General features: G+C 41.8%; 13 protein-coding genes and 1 pseudogene. 9 read left to right on the top strand and 5 right to left on the bottom strand.

Annotated elements, in window-relative coordinates:
- Positions 1 to 10: 10 nt before the first annotated feature.
- The 4 genes from FG28_RS01780 (at position 11) to FG28_RS01765 (ending at position 5,368) form a co-directional block, all read left to right on the top strand.
- Positions 11 to 1,438, top strand: a complete 1,428-nt coding sequence (locus FG28_RS01780; RefSeq protein WP_036379417.1) for a RagB/SusD family nutrient uptake outer membrane protein — start codon at positions 11 to 13, stop codon at positions 1,436 to 1,438.
- 184 nt (positions 1,439 to 1,622) lie between these two features.
- The gene (locus FG28_RS01775) at positions 1,623 to 3,077 is read left to right on the top strand and encodes a sulfatase (RefSeq protein ID WP_036379415.1); all 1,455 of its coding nucleotides are present in this window, start codon (positions 1,623 to 1,625) and stop codon (positions 3,075 to 3,077) included.
- 59 nt (positions 3,078 to 3,136) lie between these two features.
- Positions 3,137 to 4,243: an alpha/beta hydrolase family protein gene (locus tag FG28_RS19970; protein ID WP_051947140.1), complete on the top strand. Its 1,107-nt coding sequence runs from the start codon at positions 3,137 to 3,139 to the stop codon at positions 4,241 to 4,243.
- 168 nt (positions 4,244 to 4,411) lie between these two features.
- Complete coding sequence (locus FG28_RS01765) at positions 4,412 to 5,368, top strand: hypothetical protein (protein WP_036379412.1); 957 nt, start codon at positions 4,412 to 4,414, stop codon at positions 5,366 to 5,368.
- 357 nt (positions 5,369 to 5,725) lie between these two features.
- Here FG28_RS01765 and FG28_RS01760 read toward each other — a convergent pair.
- Positions 5,726 to 6,827 (bottom strand): annotated as a pseudogene (locus FG28_RS01760) (IS3 family transposase).
- A 103-nt stretch (positions 6,828 to 6,930) separates the two neighbouring features.
- Here FG28_RS01760 and FG28_RS21030 point away from each other — a divergent pair.
- A complete protein-coding gene (locus FG28_RS21030; protein WP_255307434.1) occupies positions 6,931 to 7,053 on the top strand; it encodes a hypothetical protein in 123 nt (40 codons plus the stop codon).
- A 163-nt stretch (positions 7,054 to 7,216) separates the two neighbouring features.
- On the opposite strand, the gene FG28_RS01750 is transcribed toward FG28_RS21030, so the two are convergent.
- The 4 genes from FG28_RS01750 to FG28_RS19965 all read right to left on the bottom strand — a co-directional run bounded on the left by FG28_RS01750 (position 7,217) and on the right by FG28_RS19965 (position 9,560).
- Positions 7,217 to 7,813 carry a TetR/AcrR family transcriptional regulator gene (locus tag FG28_RS01750; protein ID WP_036379408.1) on the bottom strand — a complete coding sequence of 199 codons (597 nt, stop codon included), beginning with the start codon at positions 7,811 to 7,813 and terminating at the stop codon, positions 7,217 to 7,219.
- Between the two features lie 137 nt (positions 7,814 to 7,950).
- On the bottom strand, positions 7,951 to 8,163 hold the full coding sequence (locus FG28_RS01745) for a hypothetical protein (RefSeq protein ID WP_036379405.1): 213 nt from the start codon (positions 8,161 to 8,163) through the stop codon (positions 7,951 to 7,953).
- Between the two features lie 161 nt (positions 8,164 to 8,324).
- Positions 8,325 to 8,882, bottom strand: coding sequence for a lysophospholipid acyltransferase family protein (locus tag FG28_RS01740; protein ID WP_036379403.1), 558 nt, complete (start codon positions 8,880 to 8,882; stop codon positions 8,325 to 8,327).
- Between the two features lie 69 nt (positions 8,883 to 8,951).
- Complete coding sequence (locus FG28_RS19965; protein WP_051947139.1) at positions 8,952 to 9,560, bottom strand: TetR/AcrR family transcriptional regulator; 609 nt, start codon at positions 9,558 to 9,560, stop codon at positions 8,952 to 8,954.
- Between the two features lie 79 nt (positions 9,561 to 9,639).
- Here FG28_RS19965 and FG28_RS01730 point away from each other — a divergent pair, with 79 nt between their 5' ends.
- The 4 genes from FG28_RS01730 (at position 9,640) to FG28_RS01715 (ending at position 15,798) form a co-directional block, all read left to right on the top strand.
- Positions 9,640 to 10,080, top strand: coding sequence for a PaaI family thioesterase (locus tag FG28_RS01730; protein WP_036379402.1), 441 nt, complete (start codon positions 9,640 to 9,642; stop codon positions 10,078 to 10,080).
- 100 nt (positions 10,081 to 10,180) lie between these two features.
- Entirely contained in the window at positions 10,181 to 11,518 is a 1,338-nt protein-coding gene (locus tag FG28_RS01725; protein WP_036386003.1) for a TolC family protein, read from the top strand.
- Positions 11,519 to 11,526: 8 nt separating this feature from the next.
- Positions 11,527 to 12,591 carry an efflux RND transporter periplasmic adaptor subunit gene (locus tag FG28_RS01720; RefSeq protein WP_036379401.1) on the top strand — a complete coding sequence of 355 codons (1,065 nt, stop codon included), beginning with the start codon at positions 11,527 to 11,529 and terminating at the stop codon, positions 12,589 to 12,591.
- A gap of 36 nt (positions 12,592 to 12,627) precedes the next feature.
- Positions 12,628 to 15,798 carry an efflux RND transporter permease subunit gene (locus FG28_RS01715; protein WP_036379400.1) on the top strand — a complete coding sequence of 1,057 codons (3,171 nt, stop codon included), beginning with the start codon at positions 12,628 to 12,630 and terminating at the stop codon, positions 15,796 to 15,798.
- Positions 15,799 to 16,164 lie beyond the last annotated feature (366 nt).

The following is a 16,164-nucleotide window of genomic DNA, read 5'->3' as shown; positions in this document are numbered from 1 at the left end:
AATCATAATTATGAAAACTTATTATTATAGAATAGCTCTCACTATAATGCTGTCTGGCCTGCTGGGCTGTGAAGAACGTTTGGAGGAAGAGGTGTTCTCTGAGCTCTCGCCCTCAACACTTTTTACCTCTGAGCAAGGTCTCAGCTCCTTATTGAATGCAGCTTATGCCTATTCGCATAGGGCTGGGGATGATGAATCCTGGTCCCCTTATTATTTGGGAACCATGCCAGCCGGTGAGGTATGGGGCGCTGGTGGGTCGATTGAAAGTGTATGGCAATCATTGATCGATTACAATTGGGACAGCAACCATGGCCAATTGATTCCTGTATGGATAGTGTACTTTAGTTCCATTCGTGATGCGAATCTGGTCCTGGACAACCTGGACAATGATTCTTTTTCGAATGATTTTAAGCAGAGAACGGAAGCCGAGGCCCATTTTATAAGGGGATGGGCCTATTCGGAGCTTTACAAGCTTTTTGGTAGGGTGCCGATTTATCGGTCTTCTACTGATGATCCTTTGCTGCCCCGATCAACTGACGAAGAGACTCAGGCCTTTATAGAGCAGGAACTGTTGGGGGCAATAGCCACTTTACCCAACCAACCTCCGGCCTTTGGAAAAGCATCCAAAGGCGTGGCCATGTCGGTCTTGGCAAAGTTTTACCTGAACACCAAGCAATGGCAAAAAGCGGCCGACATGTCCTCGGGCGTTATCGATTTGGGACTGTACAGTCTTTTACCCAATTACTCAGACGTGTTTGAAATATCGAACGAGGGCAATGCCGAGGTCATTTGGGCACTTCCCAAAGATGCTGCTGGGGCGGGCCAGTTTATGAATGCGCTGATTTTCCCACCGGATTATCCAAGACCTTTCCCGAACAATTCTGTATTTGCTGCACGCACTTACTTATTTGATGATTTTGTAAACTCCTTTGAGGCGACAGATACTAGAACCAGCCGTATAATAACCGAATGGCAGAGTACGGCAACCGGTGAACTGGTAATGGGGTTGGGCAACGATCAATCACACCCCTATAAATTACCTTTTGACCCAAATGCCGTGGGAGCGTCAGCTGGCAATGATATTATTGTCATCAGGTATGCGGACATATTGTTGACAAGGGCAGAAGCACTCAATGAACTCAATGGTCCCACCCAAGAGGCCATCGACCTGATCAACGAGGTCAGGAACCGGGCCGGTGCCACCCCCTTGAATCTGGGAAGTTTTGGCAAAGATTCCTTAAGAGATGCCATATTGAGTGAAAGGGAGTGGGAATTTTACTTTGAAGGAAATGCGAGGGAAGACCAAATAAGACACGGGGTCATGATTTCTAGGGCCCAAGCAAGGGGGAAAAATGCCCAGGATTTTCATGTGCTCTATCCGATTCCCCAAAGAGAACTGGATGCCAATTCAAATTTGGAACAAAATCCTGGATATTAAAAACATCAGTGTTCTTTTTGGGAGTCGAGAATATAATATATAATGAAAAGAAAAGTATTCCAGATTAATTTAATGGTCGGCCTACCTCAAGGTTTCTTCCAACCTTTTCGCTTTACTGAAGTCTATCTTGGTAGACTTCTGTGGATTTACCAGGCCTTGCTTGAATATTAAAAATTAAATTTAGATGAAAGTAAATACGATTAGATTCATGAACATAAAGCTGTTTTTGACACTTGCCTTCTTGTCATGGGTTGGCACCTGCACGGGACAACAAGCCAATGTCGACCAAGTTACACAGAGAGAAGACGTACCTCCGAACTTTGTTGTCATTTTTGCCGATGACCTTGGGTATGGTGATTTAAGCTCATATGGGCACCCTACAATACACACCAAAAACCTGGACCAAATGGCGGTCGAAGGCCAAAAATGGACGAACTTCTATGTTGGGTCGAGCGTATGCACACCCAGCAGGGCAGCATTGATGACCGGGAGATTGCCCATCAGAAATGGAATGACCAGTAAGGTGAACCGTGTTCTTTTTCCCGATTCCCATAAAGGATTGCCGCAAAGTGAGATAACCTTGGCCGAACAATTAAAAAAAGTCGATTATGTGACGGCTTGCATTGGCAAATGGCATTTGGGACATAAAGAGGAGTATTTGCCAACGAGCCAAGGGTTCGACTATTATTTTGGTATTCCTTACAGCAATGACATGGACAACATTATTCCATTCAGGTCAACTCAAGGGTATATTGATTTTTGGAAATCGGAAGAGAGGAAAGATATAAATACTTTCAATGTTCCACTGATGCGCAATACGGAGATAGTGGAGCGCCCAGCTGATCAGAACACATTGACAAAACGTTATAATGAAGAGGCGGTACAGTTCATAAGGAAGAACAAGGAAAAACCTTTTTTCCTTTATTTGGCCCATAATCTTCCACATGTGCCCCTTTTCGCATCAAAGGACTTTCTGGGCACCAGCGATAGGGGGCTCTATGGCGATGTTGTTGAAGAAATTGACCATGGGGTGGGACAAATATTGGCCGAATTAAAAAATAGTGGCCTAGATAAGAATACAATTGTAGTCTTCACCTCAGACAACGGACCATGGCTCATCATGAACCAAGAAGGTGGAAGTGCAGGGTTATTGAGGGAAGGAAAAGGATCTACATGGGAAGGGGGTATGCGTGAGCCATGTATTTTTTGGGGACCAGGCCGAATCCAACCTGGTTTGGTCACCCAAATTGGCACCACCATGGATTTGTTTACCACTTTCAGCAAATTGGCAAACGTGCCATTGCCCGAAGATCGACAGATGGATGGAAATGACCTTGGGCCAACACTCTTTGAAAAAAAACCAAGTGAGAGAAAAGAAGTGTTTTATTACAGGGGAGATGAGCTTTATGCGGTTAGGCTGGGAGCCTTCAAAGCCCATTTCATAACGGAAGGTGCCTATGGCCCACCGATGCGTGAAGAACATGACCCCCCACTCCTATACAATCTTGAAGTGGACCCATCTGAAAAATATAATGTTGCCGAAAGTAACCCTGATGTCATTGAGCAAATCAAAGCCTTGGTCAAAATCCATAATTTAAATTTGGTCAAAGGGGAAGATCAGTTGAAAGACAGGGGTTGACCTTTGAATTATCAATTAAATTTCAAACTAGTTTTAATTTATCAATATACAATATATATATGAAAAAACGAGGTCAAATTCAATGTGTGGTTATTTTATTGCTTCTATTAGGCGGGGGCATAGTAGCACAGGACCAAAAAAGCAACTATTCGCTGGTGGAGATTCCGGCTCCATCACTTAAGGATAATTTAATAGGCACGAAAGATGTGCAAAAGATTGGGGTTTATTTACCACCGTCTTACTTAGACTCAGATCAATTGTTTCCAGTTGTCTATTTTTTGAACGGTTATACCGTTGAGGCTGGCGAATATCCCAAAACGGAGGCTTTTGACAGTTATATGAAGAATAGTAAAGAACACGAGTTCATCTTAATAGAACTCAACGGCCATAATCTGTTTGAAGGGTCGATGTATGCCAATTCACCTGTTTCGGGAAATTGGGAAGATTTTATTGTAAGAGATGTCATTACTTATGTTGACAGCCATTACAAAACTTTGGCGAAACGGGAATCTCGTGGAATAAGTGGACATTCAATGGGCGGAGGTGGAACAATCAATATCAGCTTAAGGCATCCCGAGGTATTTTCTGTGGCCTATGCCATGAGTCCTGCCGTTTTGGCAAATGATAATTTATTGAATGGTATGTTTAAGAACGATTCGACCTTGGTGCAGGTTCAGAATTTATCCGAAAAAATGGTAAATGTGAGGGATGAGGATTTTTCTGAAACCTTGCAACAAGAATTAAAATCGTATGACCGAAAGATAACGAGCATATTTGGTATTCTTGCCTTTGGATCTGCATTCTCTCCCGATCTTTCACAACCCTTAAAGATTGCATTCCCGTTTACGATGAATGCCGATGGCACCTTTTCCAAGAAAGAAGAAGTCCTAGAGAAATGGGTAGCTGGTTTTGGGAATTTGGAAGAAAAAGTGAAAAATTACAAGAACAATTTAACCCAGTACAAAAAAATTGCATTGAGTTGTGGCTATCAGGACGAAACTCCCGGATTGCTCGAAGGTTCAGTTTATTTCTCTACATTGTTGAAAGAGGAAAAAATACCACATAGCACCTGCTGGTACACCGGCAAACATAGTGACAAGGTCAGTGAGCAACTCATCGGTGAGGTATTTCCGACTATGTCCGCTTACCTACATGGTGAAAAGTAATATGATAGGTTGATTTTGAGTTAGTTTTTTTAAGGGAGCGCAGCTTGTCTGCGCTTTTTTACTTTTGCTTCCAGTTCCTGTCCTTATGCTGATTTTCTTATTATGAACTAATACATTCACACCGTGAAACCAACAGATTCGAAAAAGACTTTTAAGTGGGATTGTAAAATGCCACACCTGAAAGTATTGGCTTTTTTATTTATTTTTTTGACATTTTTCTTTACAGTCCATGGCCAAGGTTCTGAGTTACTTTGGCTCGAAAATGATTCCATTAGGGTATCAATAAGCAAAAAAGGGGCTGAACTTCAAAGCATAAAAGGCAAAATCAGTGAGTTTGAGTACCTATGGCAGGGCAATGGTGAATATTGGGCGGACAGGGCTCCCATAATGTTTCCAGTAAATGTCAGATTCAGGGACAACGAATTTTATTTTCGGAACGTCAAATACGATATGCCGAAAATGGGAATTTTAAAAGAGCGCTTTATGACAGTAAAACATAAATCAAATGATGAGGTTACATTAAGTTTTGTTCCCAACAAAGAAATATTGCATGAAAACTATCCCTTTTTGTTCAAAATTTCAGTTCGATATAAATTGACCGATAATACCATCTTGAACGAATACGTCATCAGAAATGACGATACCCATAGCATGTATTTTGCACTTGGGGGGCATCCTGGGTTTAATCTGTCACTTGGTCAACCAAATGATAGAAAAAAGCATGAGTTGTTTTTTTATAAATCCCTTTCTGCCCAAAGAGAACTAATTAAAAATAGTCTTCTGAAAGATTCGGTAGCCCCCTTTTTACAAAATGAGACAACTCTTGGATTTGATGATGACAGGATACCTAATACTGGGATTTTCATCAAAGATTCAGTTATCACTAAAATTGGTCTGGCCAAATCTGGCCAAAAACCATACATAAGTTTGATTCTGGGTAATTTTCCGAATGTCAATATTTGGAGCCCTCCAGGATATCCGTTTGTGTGCATTGAGCCTATGGCCTCACATCATGATTTTGAGGATTCTCCAAAAGATATTGAAAAAAAGTCACACCTCGTCACATTGAAACCGGGCGAAACCGTTAAGTATTATTTTTTAATACAAATAGACCAAAGCCTTTAAACAACAATCTACATATTATCAAAACATGGTTTTGCATTTGCTTCTAATGCCTAATTATGTAACGAATTTATGGTGTTTTGTGTTTCGTTTCTGCTTTTCTAAAGAAGGTAATTACTGGCAGTGCCTGTTGTCTTTGGCGTTACTTTAAAACATGAAATATTACATTTGAGGTTTATTGAGAAAATTTGATAAGTTTTGGAATAACCATTTTTCAATATAAGTCATAAACACGACCTTGCTTCAGTAGGTTATTTTGCATATGAAGTGATTTAAACTTTTTTTGGACGAGAGATAGTGTAAGGTTCCCCTAAAGCAAAGCGTCCATAAATATACTTTCTTTTGTGAAATGGCTGTCCATTAGCAATTAGGGAAAGCTGGATTTCCCTCGGCTTTCCAAAATTTTTTCGGTGGCCTGTTGCCCAATGATTCATGTGGTCGGACATTGTTGTATTCCCGGAACCATCTCTGGGTCTGGTCCCTGACCAGATCAAGCTCCGTGAACAGATAAGCATCCAAAACCTCTTTACGGTAGATGCCGTTGAACCTCTCGACCAAAGTGTTCTGGGTCGGTTTTCCCGGTTGGAAATACCGGATCTCGACACCGTTCTTTGTGGCCCATGTATTGAAAATGGCCGAAGTGAACTCAGGGCCATTGTCCACGCGGATGGTCTCCGGTGAACCCCTCCATTCGATGAGCCTGTCCAGTTCTCTTGTTATCCTCCTCGCACTGAGCGAAGTGTCGACGGTGGACACCAGGGGTTCCCTGTTTAGGTCGTCGATTACGTTGAAGACCCTGAACGATTTTCCGTTGGTCAAGGTATCCTGCATGAAATCGGCACTCCATGTGATGTTACAGTCCACGGGGTGTATATGTGGGCTCTTTACCCTTTCGGGCAACCTTCTCTTTCGCTTTCTTCGAATGTTCAGCCCCATCAACACATAGACCCTGTAGACTTTTTTGTGGTTCCAGCCGTGGCCCATTGCCCTGAGCATATGGAACATCTTTCTGAACCCGTAGGTCGGGTGACCTTCGGCCAGCTTTTCCAAAGAATCCATAATCACTTCGTCTTCGGGCTTCCTCTTGAAACGGTAATAATAGACCGACAGACTAAGGCTCACCGCCCCACAGGCCGCCTGATACTCAACCCTACCTCTTTGGCCAGGTATCCGACAGCTTCTCGCTTCTCGGCGGGCTTAGCTTTTTTCGATAAGGTTCTTCAGGGCGTTGTTCTCAAAGGCAAGATCGGCTTACATGCGCTTGAACTCGGCAAGTTCCGACTCCATCTCCTTCATCTTCTTGAGTTGGTCTACTCCCATGCCCCCCTTATTTTGCCTTCCAGTTGTAAAAGGTCGGTTGGCTGATACCGTGCTCGCGGCATATCTCGGCAACGGTCTTTCCCTTTTCTTGTGCCGTTAGGACCTTGATGATCTGTGTCTCGGTGAATCTGCTTTTTTTCATTGCCTCAAATTTAAACGTTGAACTCTAATTTCCAACGCTTCGTTTTTCAGGGAACCTTACAGACTTCTGAGATCAGTGTTACCATACTTAAATTCCATAGTCCATGCACAAAGTACACGATAAAGATACTATTGAAATGGAGATAGTTCCGCAGATTTTTCTTTCCCAAAGTGGTTTTCCACCGACAGCCCCGATTTCTGAAATTATCAATGCCATCCTAGTCTAGTTGAAGAGCGGTGCGTAAGGAAAGGAAGAGGCGCAAAAATGACCAATGCACTTTATCTGATCGCTAGGCGAGTTTATGGGCTAGCTCGTCAAGTTTTTGTTTGTAATTGTCCCTGTCCCTGTCCTAAGGATGGGGGCAATTATAATACATGACGGTTGTCAGTCTATTTTTGGATAAACCTGTTGGTGTAATCTTCGGTTACAATACCTTTTATGGTGTTGATTATGAGATGTTGTAGAATCTCGTGCTGGGTATATTTATCAAACAGACTGGTTTTACCAAAAGCGATAGTGTTCAAATTCAAAAAGTACAGTTCACAAACCAATCTCAAGTTCACCTCATTTTGAATAAAGCCCAATTTTTGTGCATCGACAAAGAGTTCGTAAATAGTTTTATTTACCAAATCATTTCGAAAGCTATAATAGAGATCATAGGCCTTAGGGTAATATTTCTTTAGTCCGAAAAGGAACGTGGGACTGAAAAATTTTAAATGTTCGAAACCCTTTTTGTATATCAGTATTATCTTTTCCAGAGGATCTTTACAGAAAGCAATCTCCGATTCTTGGATCTCCCTTGAATATCTTTGCAGTAGATAGACCGTACTCTCTTGAACCAATTCTTCTTTTTTCCTAAAATAATTGTAGATGGTCTTCTTTGATATGCCAAGCTGATTTGCCAACTCATCGAGTGTGAACCGTTTACTCCCAAATTGAGCGAAGTTTAAGGCGGAGCATGCAACAAGTTCGGATTTACAGATCATTGGGTTAAATTATTAAGGCAACATAAAGTTACGTATTTATAACGATAGCGAAATATGATAAAGATCACCAAAATGATAAATAATATTAGGTCGTTAAACCTTTTGTTTCGGTTCTTTCTAGTCAAATATAACTGGTCTTAAATTTCAATAGCATTTTGGATAGACCAAATAATGCCGGGTACTTTAAAATCCCAAATTGAGGCACTTAACTTCCATCTTCTTTGGCTCCATAGCCAAAGTTCCGGCGATTTAAAGATCACGTTTTCCAATGCCTCTGCATAGTCTTCTATAATCCCATTGATTCTCACGGAAACGGGACTTTCCGTTATCAAACTAAAAATGTAGTCCATAGTACCCTCTTTTTATTTTTTTGTAAGAAGGGAACAAAACAACTTCACTGGTTTTTTTGGCAAGCTTTTCGGCCCCTAGAAAAAAGCTGTTTCCCTGTTCAAAAAATGGCAGCAATGTTTGGTACTGATTCTGACAGGGCTTTGATCGCCGATGATGCAGTTCAACATAATGACATTCTTTCGTTCAAGGTCGATAATGGTCCTATATCCCTTGGTGGATTCAATGCAATGGACACCAAATCGTTCTCTGATAATTTTAAATAGGCTATTGAAATAGTGGTTTTTAATTGGTTTGTATAAAGTGTCTGATCGGTAAGGAAAAAAAGTGGTAGGAATATCAACCATTCCCAATTTCCCTGATGGGCAGTGTAAAGCAAAATATTTTTATTCTCGCTTAAATAATGTTCTACCAAATCCGGATTCTCTATACGCAAACGTTTCATTGCCGACCTTTTACTGATGGTCAATGTCTTAATCGATTCGACAAGTATATCACAGAAATGCCGATAGAAGTTCTTTTCAATTTTTCTCAGTGTAATTTGTGGTTTTTGAGGAAAGGATTTTTTGATATTGTCCGAGACTAAGTTCCTTCTATACTTCATGAGGTAATAGACCACTACAAACAATATGTCCGATAACAGGTACAGAACAGGCATCGGCAGGGTCGAGATGGCATAAAAAGGCAAATATCTAATCTTGGGCAGCATCTTGTTTTTCATTACAAAAAAATTATAATGGCACAGGCAACAAATAATTAGTTTCCTTTTTTCTAAAGGCCGGCCTACGATTTATTTTTTGATTCCTTTCACGAACATTTTTAATGCGCTTTCATATTGTCTCTGCAATAGAGAATACTCAATTTCCGTGATATTTATTGTGTCTTTTTTAATAAGTACATTGTGCCGCAACCCTTGGAAAATGGCAATGAACAATTGCGAATAATAAGCAATATCAAGATTTTCAAAATCTTGGGCGGCAATACCTTTTTCCAATATTTTACTCACAAGTCGTATTTCTTCTTTGCGAAGGTTTTCGAATAGGCGGGCGTAAACGGGTTTTAAACTGTTTATAGATTCCAGGCTCAAAGAACTGAGGTGTGCAAAATCGCGAAAGTAGATCAGTCGCCTTTCTAGGTAAATATGGAATAACTCTTCTGCAGGGACAACCGAAGAAAGAAGACCTTCAATCTCGTTTAAAAATGTTTTATGTTCTTGCTTTACTACTTCCTTGAAAAGTTCTTCTTTAGTGGAGAAGTAGTAGTATAGGGATGCTTTTGATAGACCTATATCCCCGGCAATCTCCGTCATTGTTGTTTTTTTAAGGCCATAACGGCAAAATCTTTTTTTGGCGGAATCAAGTATTAACGAAAAATTATCGGTACTTTCAATATTGAACATTTGACTTTTTTAGTTAGAAAGTCTAAAATAATATTTATTTTAGCAAAAAAAAAATCTTTTAATTTTTAAAATCTGACCAATGCAGGAAATAGGGCAAGACGACTATTTGTTTTTAAAGCATGCTATTGAAAACATGATGCCGGCCAATAAAATATTCGGGTTAGAAATTATGGAAATCAGACTTGGGTACGTGTGCATCAAAGTCCCTTTTAAGAAAGAATTCATAGGCGACTATCTGCAAAAACGATGGCATGGAGGAATTTTGGCCGCTATGGCCGATACGGCTGGAGGAGCTGCCGGAGCGACGACCCTCGATTCCTTACAGGACAGGATAAATACCTTGGATATGCGGATCGATTATCTCCATCCTACCGTTGAAGGGGATATTTTGGCCAAGGCAAAGATTGTTAAAAGTGGTAAATCCATCAACGTGGTGGACGTGGAACTTTTCCAAAGTGGACAAAAAGATTTAGTGGCTTTGGCAAGATGTATATATAGCATCCATAGAAACGGCTCCTAAACTTTAGGTAATAAAGAATTATACATAAAACAAGAGGATCTTAAAAAACCCTATAGGACATCCTAAAATTTCTCCCCCATTAAATACGTATCCGTTTATGATCAAAAAAATTTTAAGCATTTCCCTTTTATGCCTTGTTTGCGTAGCCAATGCCCAGGAAATAAAGCAGCTTAGCCTAAAGGATGCCGTTTCCTATGCTCTTGAATACAAGGCCGATGCACAAAAATCGAAGCTGGCCATTGAAAATAGTGAGTACCAAATCCAGGAAGTTCGTTCGCGAGCATTGCCACAGATCACAGGAAATGGTAGTTTGGTCTATAATCCCATCCTACAGACCAATGTGATCGATGGAAGTTCCTTTGGGCAACCGGGCACCGTTATACAGGCAACTTTGGGGCAAAAATGGAATTCGGTCTTTGGTGTTTCGTTGAACCAGAACTTATTTGACCAATCGGTTTACACAGGTTTAAAAGCAGCAAAAACTACCCGTGAGTTTTATCAGATCAATAATCGATTAACTCAAGAGCAGGTAATAGAAAAGGTAGCCAATAGTTACTATCAAGTATATCTACAGCGTTTAAACCTTCAGGTACTTGATAGTACGTTGGCAAATACGATCAAGGCGAAAAATATCATTGAGGGCCAGTTTCAAAATGGGCTAGCGAAGAAAATCGATTTGGACAGGATTATTGTTAAAATTTCAAATCTAGAGACCCAACGGCTCCAGATAAACAATGCGCTACAACTTCAAGAAAATACCCTGAAATTTTTTATGGGAATGCCCATAACCGCCCAAATCGAAATTCCGGAAATCGAGTTCGAATTCAGACCAAGCGAGGTAGTTTCATCCCCGGATACCGAGAATCGATCGGAGTATCTGCTTCTCAAAAAGCAGGAACAATTGTTGACTTACCAGAAAATGGCGGTCAAGGCGGAATATTATCCAACGCTTTCCCTAACAGTTGGGTACAACTATCTTGGCCAAGGCCCGGACCTTCCCTGGTTCAAAAAGCCTGAGGACAAGGTATATTGGTCCGATTTTTCATCGATAGGATTGAATTTGAAAATTCCCATTTTCGCAGGTTTTGGTACACGTTCCAAAGTAATGCAGGCCGATATAGATCTGCGGATCTTACAAGAGGATATCAAGGATACCGAATTGGCCTTAGATCTTGATTACGAAAATGCCCGAACCCAAATAAACAATAGTATTGCGACCGTCAACAATCAAAACGAAAATGTCAGGTTGGCACAGGCAGTTTTGGACAATACCAGAAACAATTACGTCCAAGGTTTGGCTCCGCTAACGGATCTATTGGATGCGGAAAACGCCTTGACCGAGGCTAGGAACAACTTTAACTCCGCAATTTTACAATACAAACTGGCAGAAATCCTGTTGTTGAAGTCTAAAGGGGAATTAAAGTCACTAACAAACTAATAAGCACGATGAAAAAGAACATAATATACATACTTACAATTTTAGTGGTATTGGCCCTGATTGCCTTCATCTTAATGAACAACAAACAAGAAAATCAAGCAAAAACGGATATAGTTGCACAGAAAAATGCTAGTGTCACTGTAAAGGTTGATACGGTAAAGATGGAAACTATTCCCCTCAATTTTACCGCCAATGGAAACTTCGAGCCCTTTAAAGAACTGGATTTTTCTGCGGAAAAGCCAGGTAGAGTCGTTAGGGTATTGGTAGAAGAAGGTGATCATGTCAGAGTGGGCAAGACTTTGGCAGTTGTGAGAAGTGAGCAGGTATCGGCAGAACTGCACGCGGCCGAAGCGGCCTATCAGAATGCGTCCAAAAATTTCAACCGTTTTGAAAATGCCTTAAAAACCGGTGGAGTGACCGAACAACAAATGGATCAGGCCAAGTTGACCTTGGTTACTGCACAATCGAGACTGGAACAAGCGAGGGTAAATGCGAGTGATGTCAGCATAAAAGCTACGATAAAAGGAGTTGTAAATAAGCGTTTTATCGAACCAGGTTCTGTTCTGGCAACAGCAACACCAATGTTCGAAATTGTCGATGTCTCCAAACTTAAACTTAGGGTTACGGTCAACGAGTCCCAAGTGGCCAGTTTAAAAACGGGTGCCCCGGTAAATGTAAAAGCCAGTGTCTTACCAGACAGGACATTTGCAGGGAAAATCACGTTTATAGCACCGAAATCGGATAGCAGTTTGAATTTTCCTGTGGAAATCGAGATATCGAACAATCCGGACAACGCCTTGAAGGCGGGCATGTACGGGACGGCATCCTTCACCTCGTCAGACCGGGAAAGCGAAAAGATACTGGTGGCCCCTAGAAATGCGTTCCTGGGAAGTGTAAGCAGTAACCAGGTTTTTGTCGCTGAGGATGGAGTTGCAAAACTGACCGGTGTAACGGCTGGAAGAATATTCGGTGATAAGGTCGAAATATTAGATGGTCTGGACAGCAATGAACTCGTAATAGTTACCGGGCAGATCAATCTACAGAACGGTTCCAAGATAGACATCATCGACTAGAACCGGACAATAACCTGAAACATTTTATTCCATACTATGAAATTAGCGGAAATTTCCATAAAAAGGCCTTCATTGGTCATTGTGCTATTCACCATACTTACCCTTGGGGGCCTGTTCAGTTATAACCAACTGGGGTATGAATTGATACCCAAATTCGACCGAAATGTCATAACCGTCGCCACTATCTACCCCGGTGCCTCGCCCAGCGAGATCGAAAATACCGTGACAAAAAAAATAGAGGATGCGGTTGCCTCTCTGGAGAACATCAAAAAAATAGAATCCCGTTCTTATGAAAGCCTTTCCACGGTTGCGATTACCTTGACGGATGATGCCAATGTTGATATTTCCCTAAACGATGCACAACGGAAAATCAATGCCATTATCAGTGATCTGCCCGATGATGCCAAAACACCCTCCTTAAGCAAATTTTCATTGAGCGACCTTCCGATTATGACAATTGGTGCTAATGGCACTATGGATGAAATTAAGTTTTATGACCTGATTGATAAAAAAATTGCCCCTTTGCTTTCCCGGGTCAATGGTGTGGCACAGATAAATTTGATCGGGGGGCAAGAAAGGGAAATCCAGGTAAATTTAGACGCCGACCGACTTCATGGATATAACCTTTCCATACCCCAGGTCCAACAGACCATCCTGGCCTCGAATTTGGATTTCCCCACAGGAAATATTCAGACCAGGCAGCAAAAAATATTGATCCGGTTGGCCGGAAAATATAAAAATGTTGAAGAGCTGCGCAATCTGGTAGTCGCTGATAAAGATGGCATCCAAGTGAGGCTCAGTGATATTGCGGATGTTCAGGACAGTCAAAAAATACCTGAAAAAATTGCACGGGTAAAGCAAAAAAGTGCCATCCTACTGCAGGTGATCAAGCAGTCCGATGCCAATGCCGTAGCTGTAAGTGAAGATATATTAAAACGGATAGCACAGCTCGAGACCGATTATAAAACCATAGACCTCAGTCTCAATGTCGCCAATGACAGTAGTGTTTTTACCCTAGAGGCGGCCGATTCCGTAATCCATGACCTATTGATCGCCGTGTTATTGGTGGCGATCGTAATGCTGTTCTTCTTGCACAGTGTAAGAAACTCGCTAATTGTAATGGTGTCCATACCCGCATCGTTGGTTGCGACATTTATAGGCTTTTTGTTGTTGGATTATACCTTGAACTTAATGAGTTTATTAGGATTGTCTTTGGTCGTAGGCATCTTGGTGGACGATGCCATCGTTGTACTCGAAAACATTTACCGGCATATGGAAATGGGCAAAAACCGTGTCCGTGCGGCCTATGACGGTACCGCTGAAATCGGGGGCACGGTAACATCCATAACGCTGGTAATCGTGGTCGTCTTTTTTCCCATTGCCATGAGCAGCGGTCTGGTGTCCAAAATCATTACCCAATTTTGTGTGACCATAATTATTTCGACCTTGTTGTCCCTATTGGCATCGTTTACCATTATTCCTTGGTTATCGTCCCGTTTCGGAAAATTGGAGCATATCACAGGTAAAAACCTGTTCGGTAGGCTTATCATCAAATTCGAAACACAATTAAAACGTTTCACGAATTGGATCTCCGGCTTATTGACCTGGTGCCTGGATCATTATAAAACCACGCTGTCCATCGTTTTGGTTATCTTCTTTGCTTCGATCGCCTTGGTAGCGGCAGGATTTATTGGAGGCGAATTCTTTGCCACATCGGATAGGGGCGAGTTTTTGGTGCAGATAGAACTACCAAAAGATGCCTCATTGGAAGAAAGTAATTTTATGGCCCAAAAAGCAGAGGCCTTTTTGAATACACAGGAAGAAGTCAAGAGCCTTATCACCACTGTAGGCCAGACCAGCGAAGGCTTAGGAGCTTCACAGGCTACAGCTTACAAGGCGGAAATAAACGTCCAAATGGTTGATGAAAATGAAAGGCAGGACGATTCTTATGTATTTGCCGCCAAAACAAAACGTCGTTTAGAGAAAATTTTGGTCGGAGCCAAGGTGAAAACCGTCCCTATAAGTCTTTTGGGAGTGGCGGAGGAAGCCCCGTTGGCCTTGGTAGTGACCGGACCTAGTTTGGATAGTGCCATGGTCTTTGCCAGAAAGGCGGAGGCGGAACTGCATAAGATTCCTGGGGCCACGGAAATTGAATTGTCCGTAGAAACGGGAAATCCTGAAATCAATGTTCAAGTAGATCGGGATAAAATGGCCTCCCTGGGATTATCGTTACAAACGGTGGGGTTGACAATGCAAACAGCATTTAACGGGAATACCGATGGCAAATTCAGGGCAGGGGAATATGAATATGATATTAACATTCGCTACAATAGTTTTGATAGAAAAAGCATTGTCGATGTAGGGGATTTGATCCTTACTAATGACCAAGGGCAAGAGGTAAAACTCTCACAGTTCGCCGACATCACCGAAACGTTGGGCCCGAGCCAATTGGAACGCCGGGATAAGACCGCGTCGGTTACCGTAAAAGGGCAGTCCGTTGGCAGACCAGCTGGTACGGTCGCGGATGAATGGGAAGCTGCCTTCCAGGATGTCGAACGGCCCACGGGGGTCGATTACGTATGGGGTGGGGATAAAGAAAGGCAATCGGAAGGGTTCGGAACACTGGGAATTGCTATGTTGGCAGCTATTATATTGGTCTATTTGGTAATGGTTTCCCTGTACGACAGTTTTGTGCACCCGTTCGTAGTTCTTTTTTCCATTCCCTTATCGTTCATCGGAGCTTTGCTGGCATTGGCGTTAACGAACAATTCCCTGAACATCTTTACCATTCTTGGTATAATTATGTTGATCGGGCTAGTGTGTAAAAACGCCATTATCCTGGTTGACTTTGCCAACGAAAGGGTCCGGTCAGGGGAAACGGTCAGGAACGCCTTGATACAGGCCAACCACGCACGTCTCCGCCCAATTCTAATGACTACCATTGCCATGGTTTTCGGGATGCTTCCCATTGCGTTGGCCTCAGGCCCGGGATCGGGATGGAAAAATGGTCTTGCCTGGGTTATCATCGGGGGATTGATAAGTTCGCTTTTCTTGACCTTGATAATAGTACCGGTAATATACAATTTAATGGAAAAATTGGTACATAAGTTTACCAAGGGAACAAAAACTGATTATGAGGAGCTTATGGTGGCCGATTACGAGCATAAAAAATTGGTAGATGGCTTTAACCCAGACCACACGCTGTGATATGCTGGCCGTGTTCCGGTTGTTGAGCTTTATCGACATCTAAAATGCTATCCCCATGGCGGTCCTTGGCGACCTTTTTGTTAGATTTGAATCGATGTTCATCATTATAATGTACAATGATACACCAAGTGAAATCTTGGATAAGTAACTAACTACTGACCTCTAAAAATTAATACTTAATTACTTTCAGACAGAGTTTAATTTGCAGACCCGTTTTTTCTTTGGTTTTATCATGGAAATCGTGCCTCAAAAAATACAATTAAATCGATTTTGGTGATTGTTCCATTTTTAAAAAATTCTTACCCAATATAATGATTTACCCAATGGTGATTTTGATGCTAAAAAACCTTCTTTAGAAGATGCCTA

This window comes from Muricauda sp. MAR_2010_75 (genome assembly GCF_000745185.1).
In the GTDB taxonomy this organism is placed as follows: domain Bacteria; phylum Bacteroidota; class Bacteroidia; order Flavobacteriales; family Flavobacteriaceae; genus Flagellimonas.
The sequence above is the reverse complement of the archived record's forward strand: the minus strand, read 5'-3'. Positions and strand labels throughout refer to the sequence as shown.

Bases quoted from the DNA above. Each gene is read 5' to 3' on its own strand.
- FG28_RS01780 (WP_036379417.1), top strand. From the start codon at position 11: ATGAAAACTTATTATTATAGAATAGCTCTCACTATAATGCTGTCTGGC.
- FG28_RS01775 (WP_036379415.1), top strand. From the start codon at position 1,623: ATGAAAGTAAATACGATTAGATTCATGAACATAAAGCTGTTTTTGACA.
- FG28_RS19970 (WP_051947140.1), top strand. From the start codon at position 3,137: ATGAAAAAACGAGGTCAAATTCAATGTGTGGTTATTTTATTGCTTCTA.
- FG28_RS01765 (WP_036379412.1), top strand. From the start codon at position 4,412: ATGCCACACCTGAAAGTATTGGCTTTTTTATTTATTTTTTTGACATTT.
- FG28_RS21030 (WP_255307434.1), top strand. From the start codon at position 6,931: ATGCACAAAGTACACGATAAAGATACTATTGAAATGGAGATAGTTCCG.
- FG28_RS01750 (WP_036379408.1), bottom strand. From the start codon at position 7,813: ATGATCTGTAAATCCGAACTTGTTGCATGCTCCGCCTTAAACTTCGCT.
- FG28_RS01745 (WP_036379405.1), bottom strand. From the start codon at position 8,163: ATGGACTACATTTTTAGTTTGATAACGGAAAGTCCCGTTTCCGTGAGA.
- FG28_RS01740 (WP_036379403.1), bottom strand. From the start codon at position 8,882: ATGAAAAACAAGATGCTGCCCAAGATTAGATATTTGCCTTTTTATGCC.
- FG28_RS19965 (WP_051947139.1), bottom strand. From the start codon at position 9,560: ATGTTCAATATTGAAAGTACCGATAATTTTTCGTTAATACTTGATTCC.
- FG28_RS01730 (WP_036379402.1), top strand. From the start codon at position 9,640: ATGCAGGAAATAGGGCAAGACGACTATTTGTTTTTAAAGCATGCTATT.
- FG28_RS01720 (WP_036379401.1), top strand. From the start codon at position 11,527: ATGAAAAAGAACATAATATACATACTTACAATTTTAGTGGTATTGGCC.
- FG28_RS01715 (WP_036379400.1), top strand. From the start codon at position 12,628: ATGAAATTAGCGGAAATTTCCATAAAAAGGCCTTCATTGGTCATTGTG.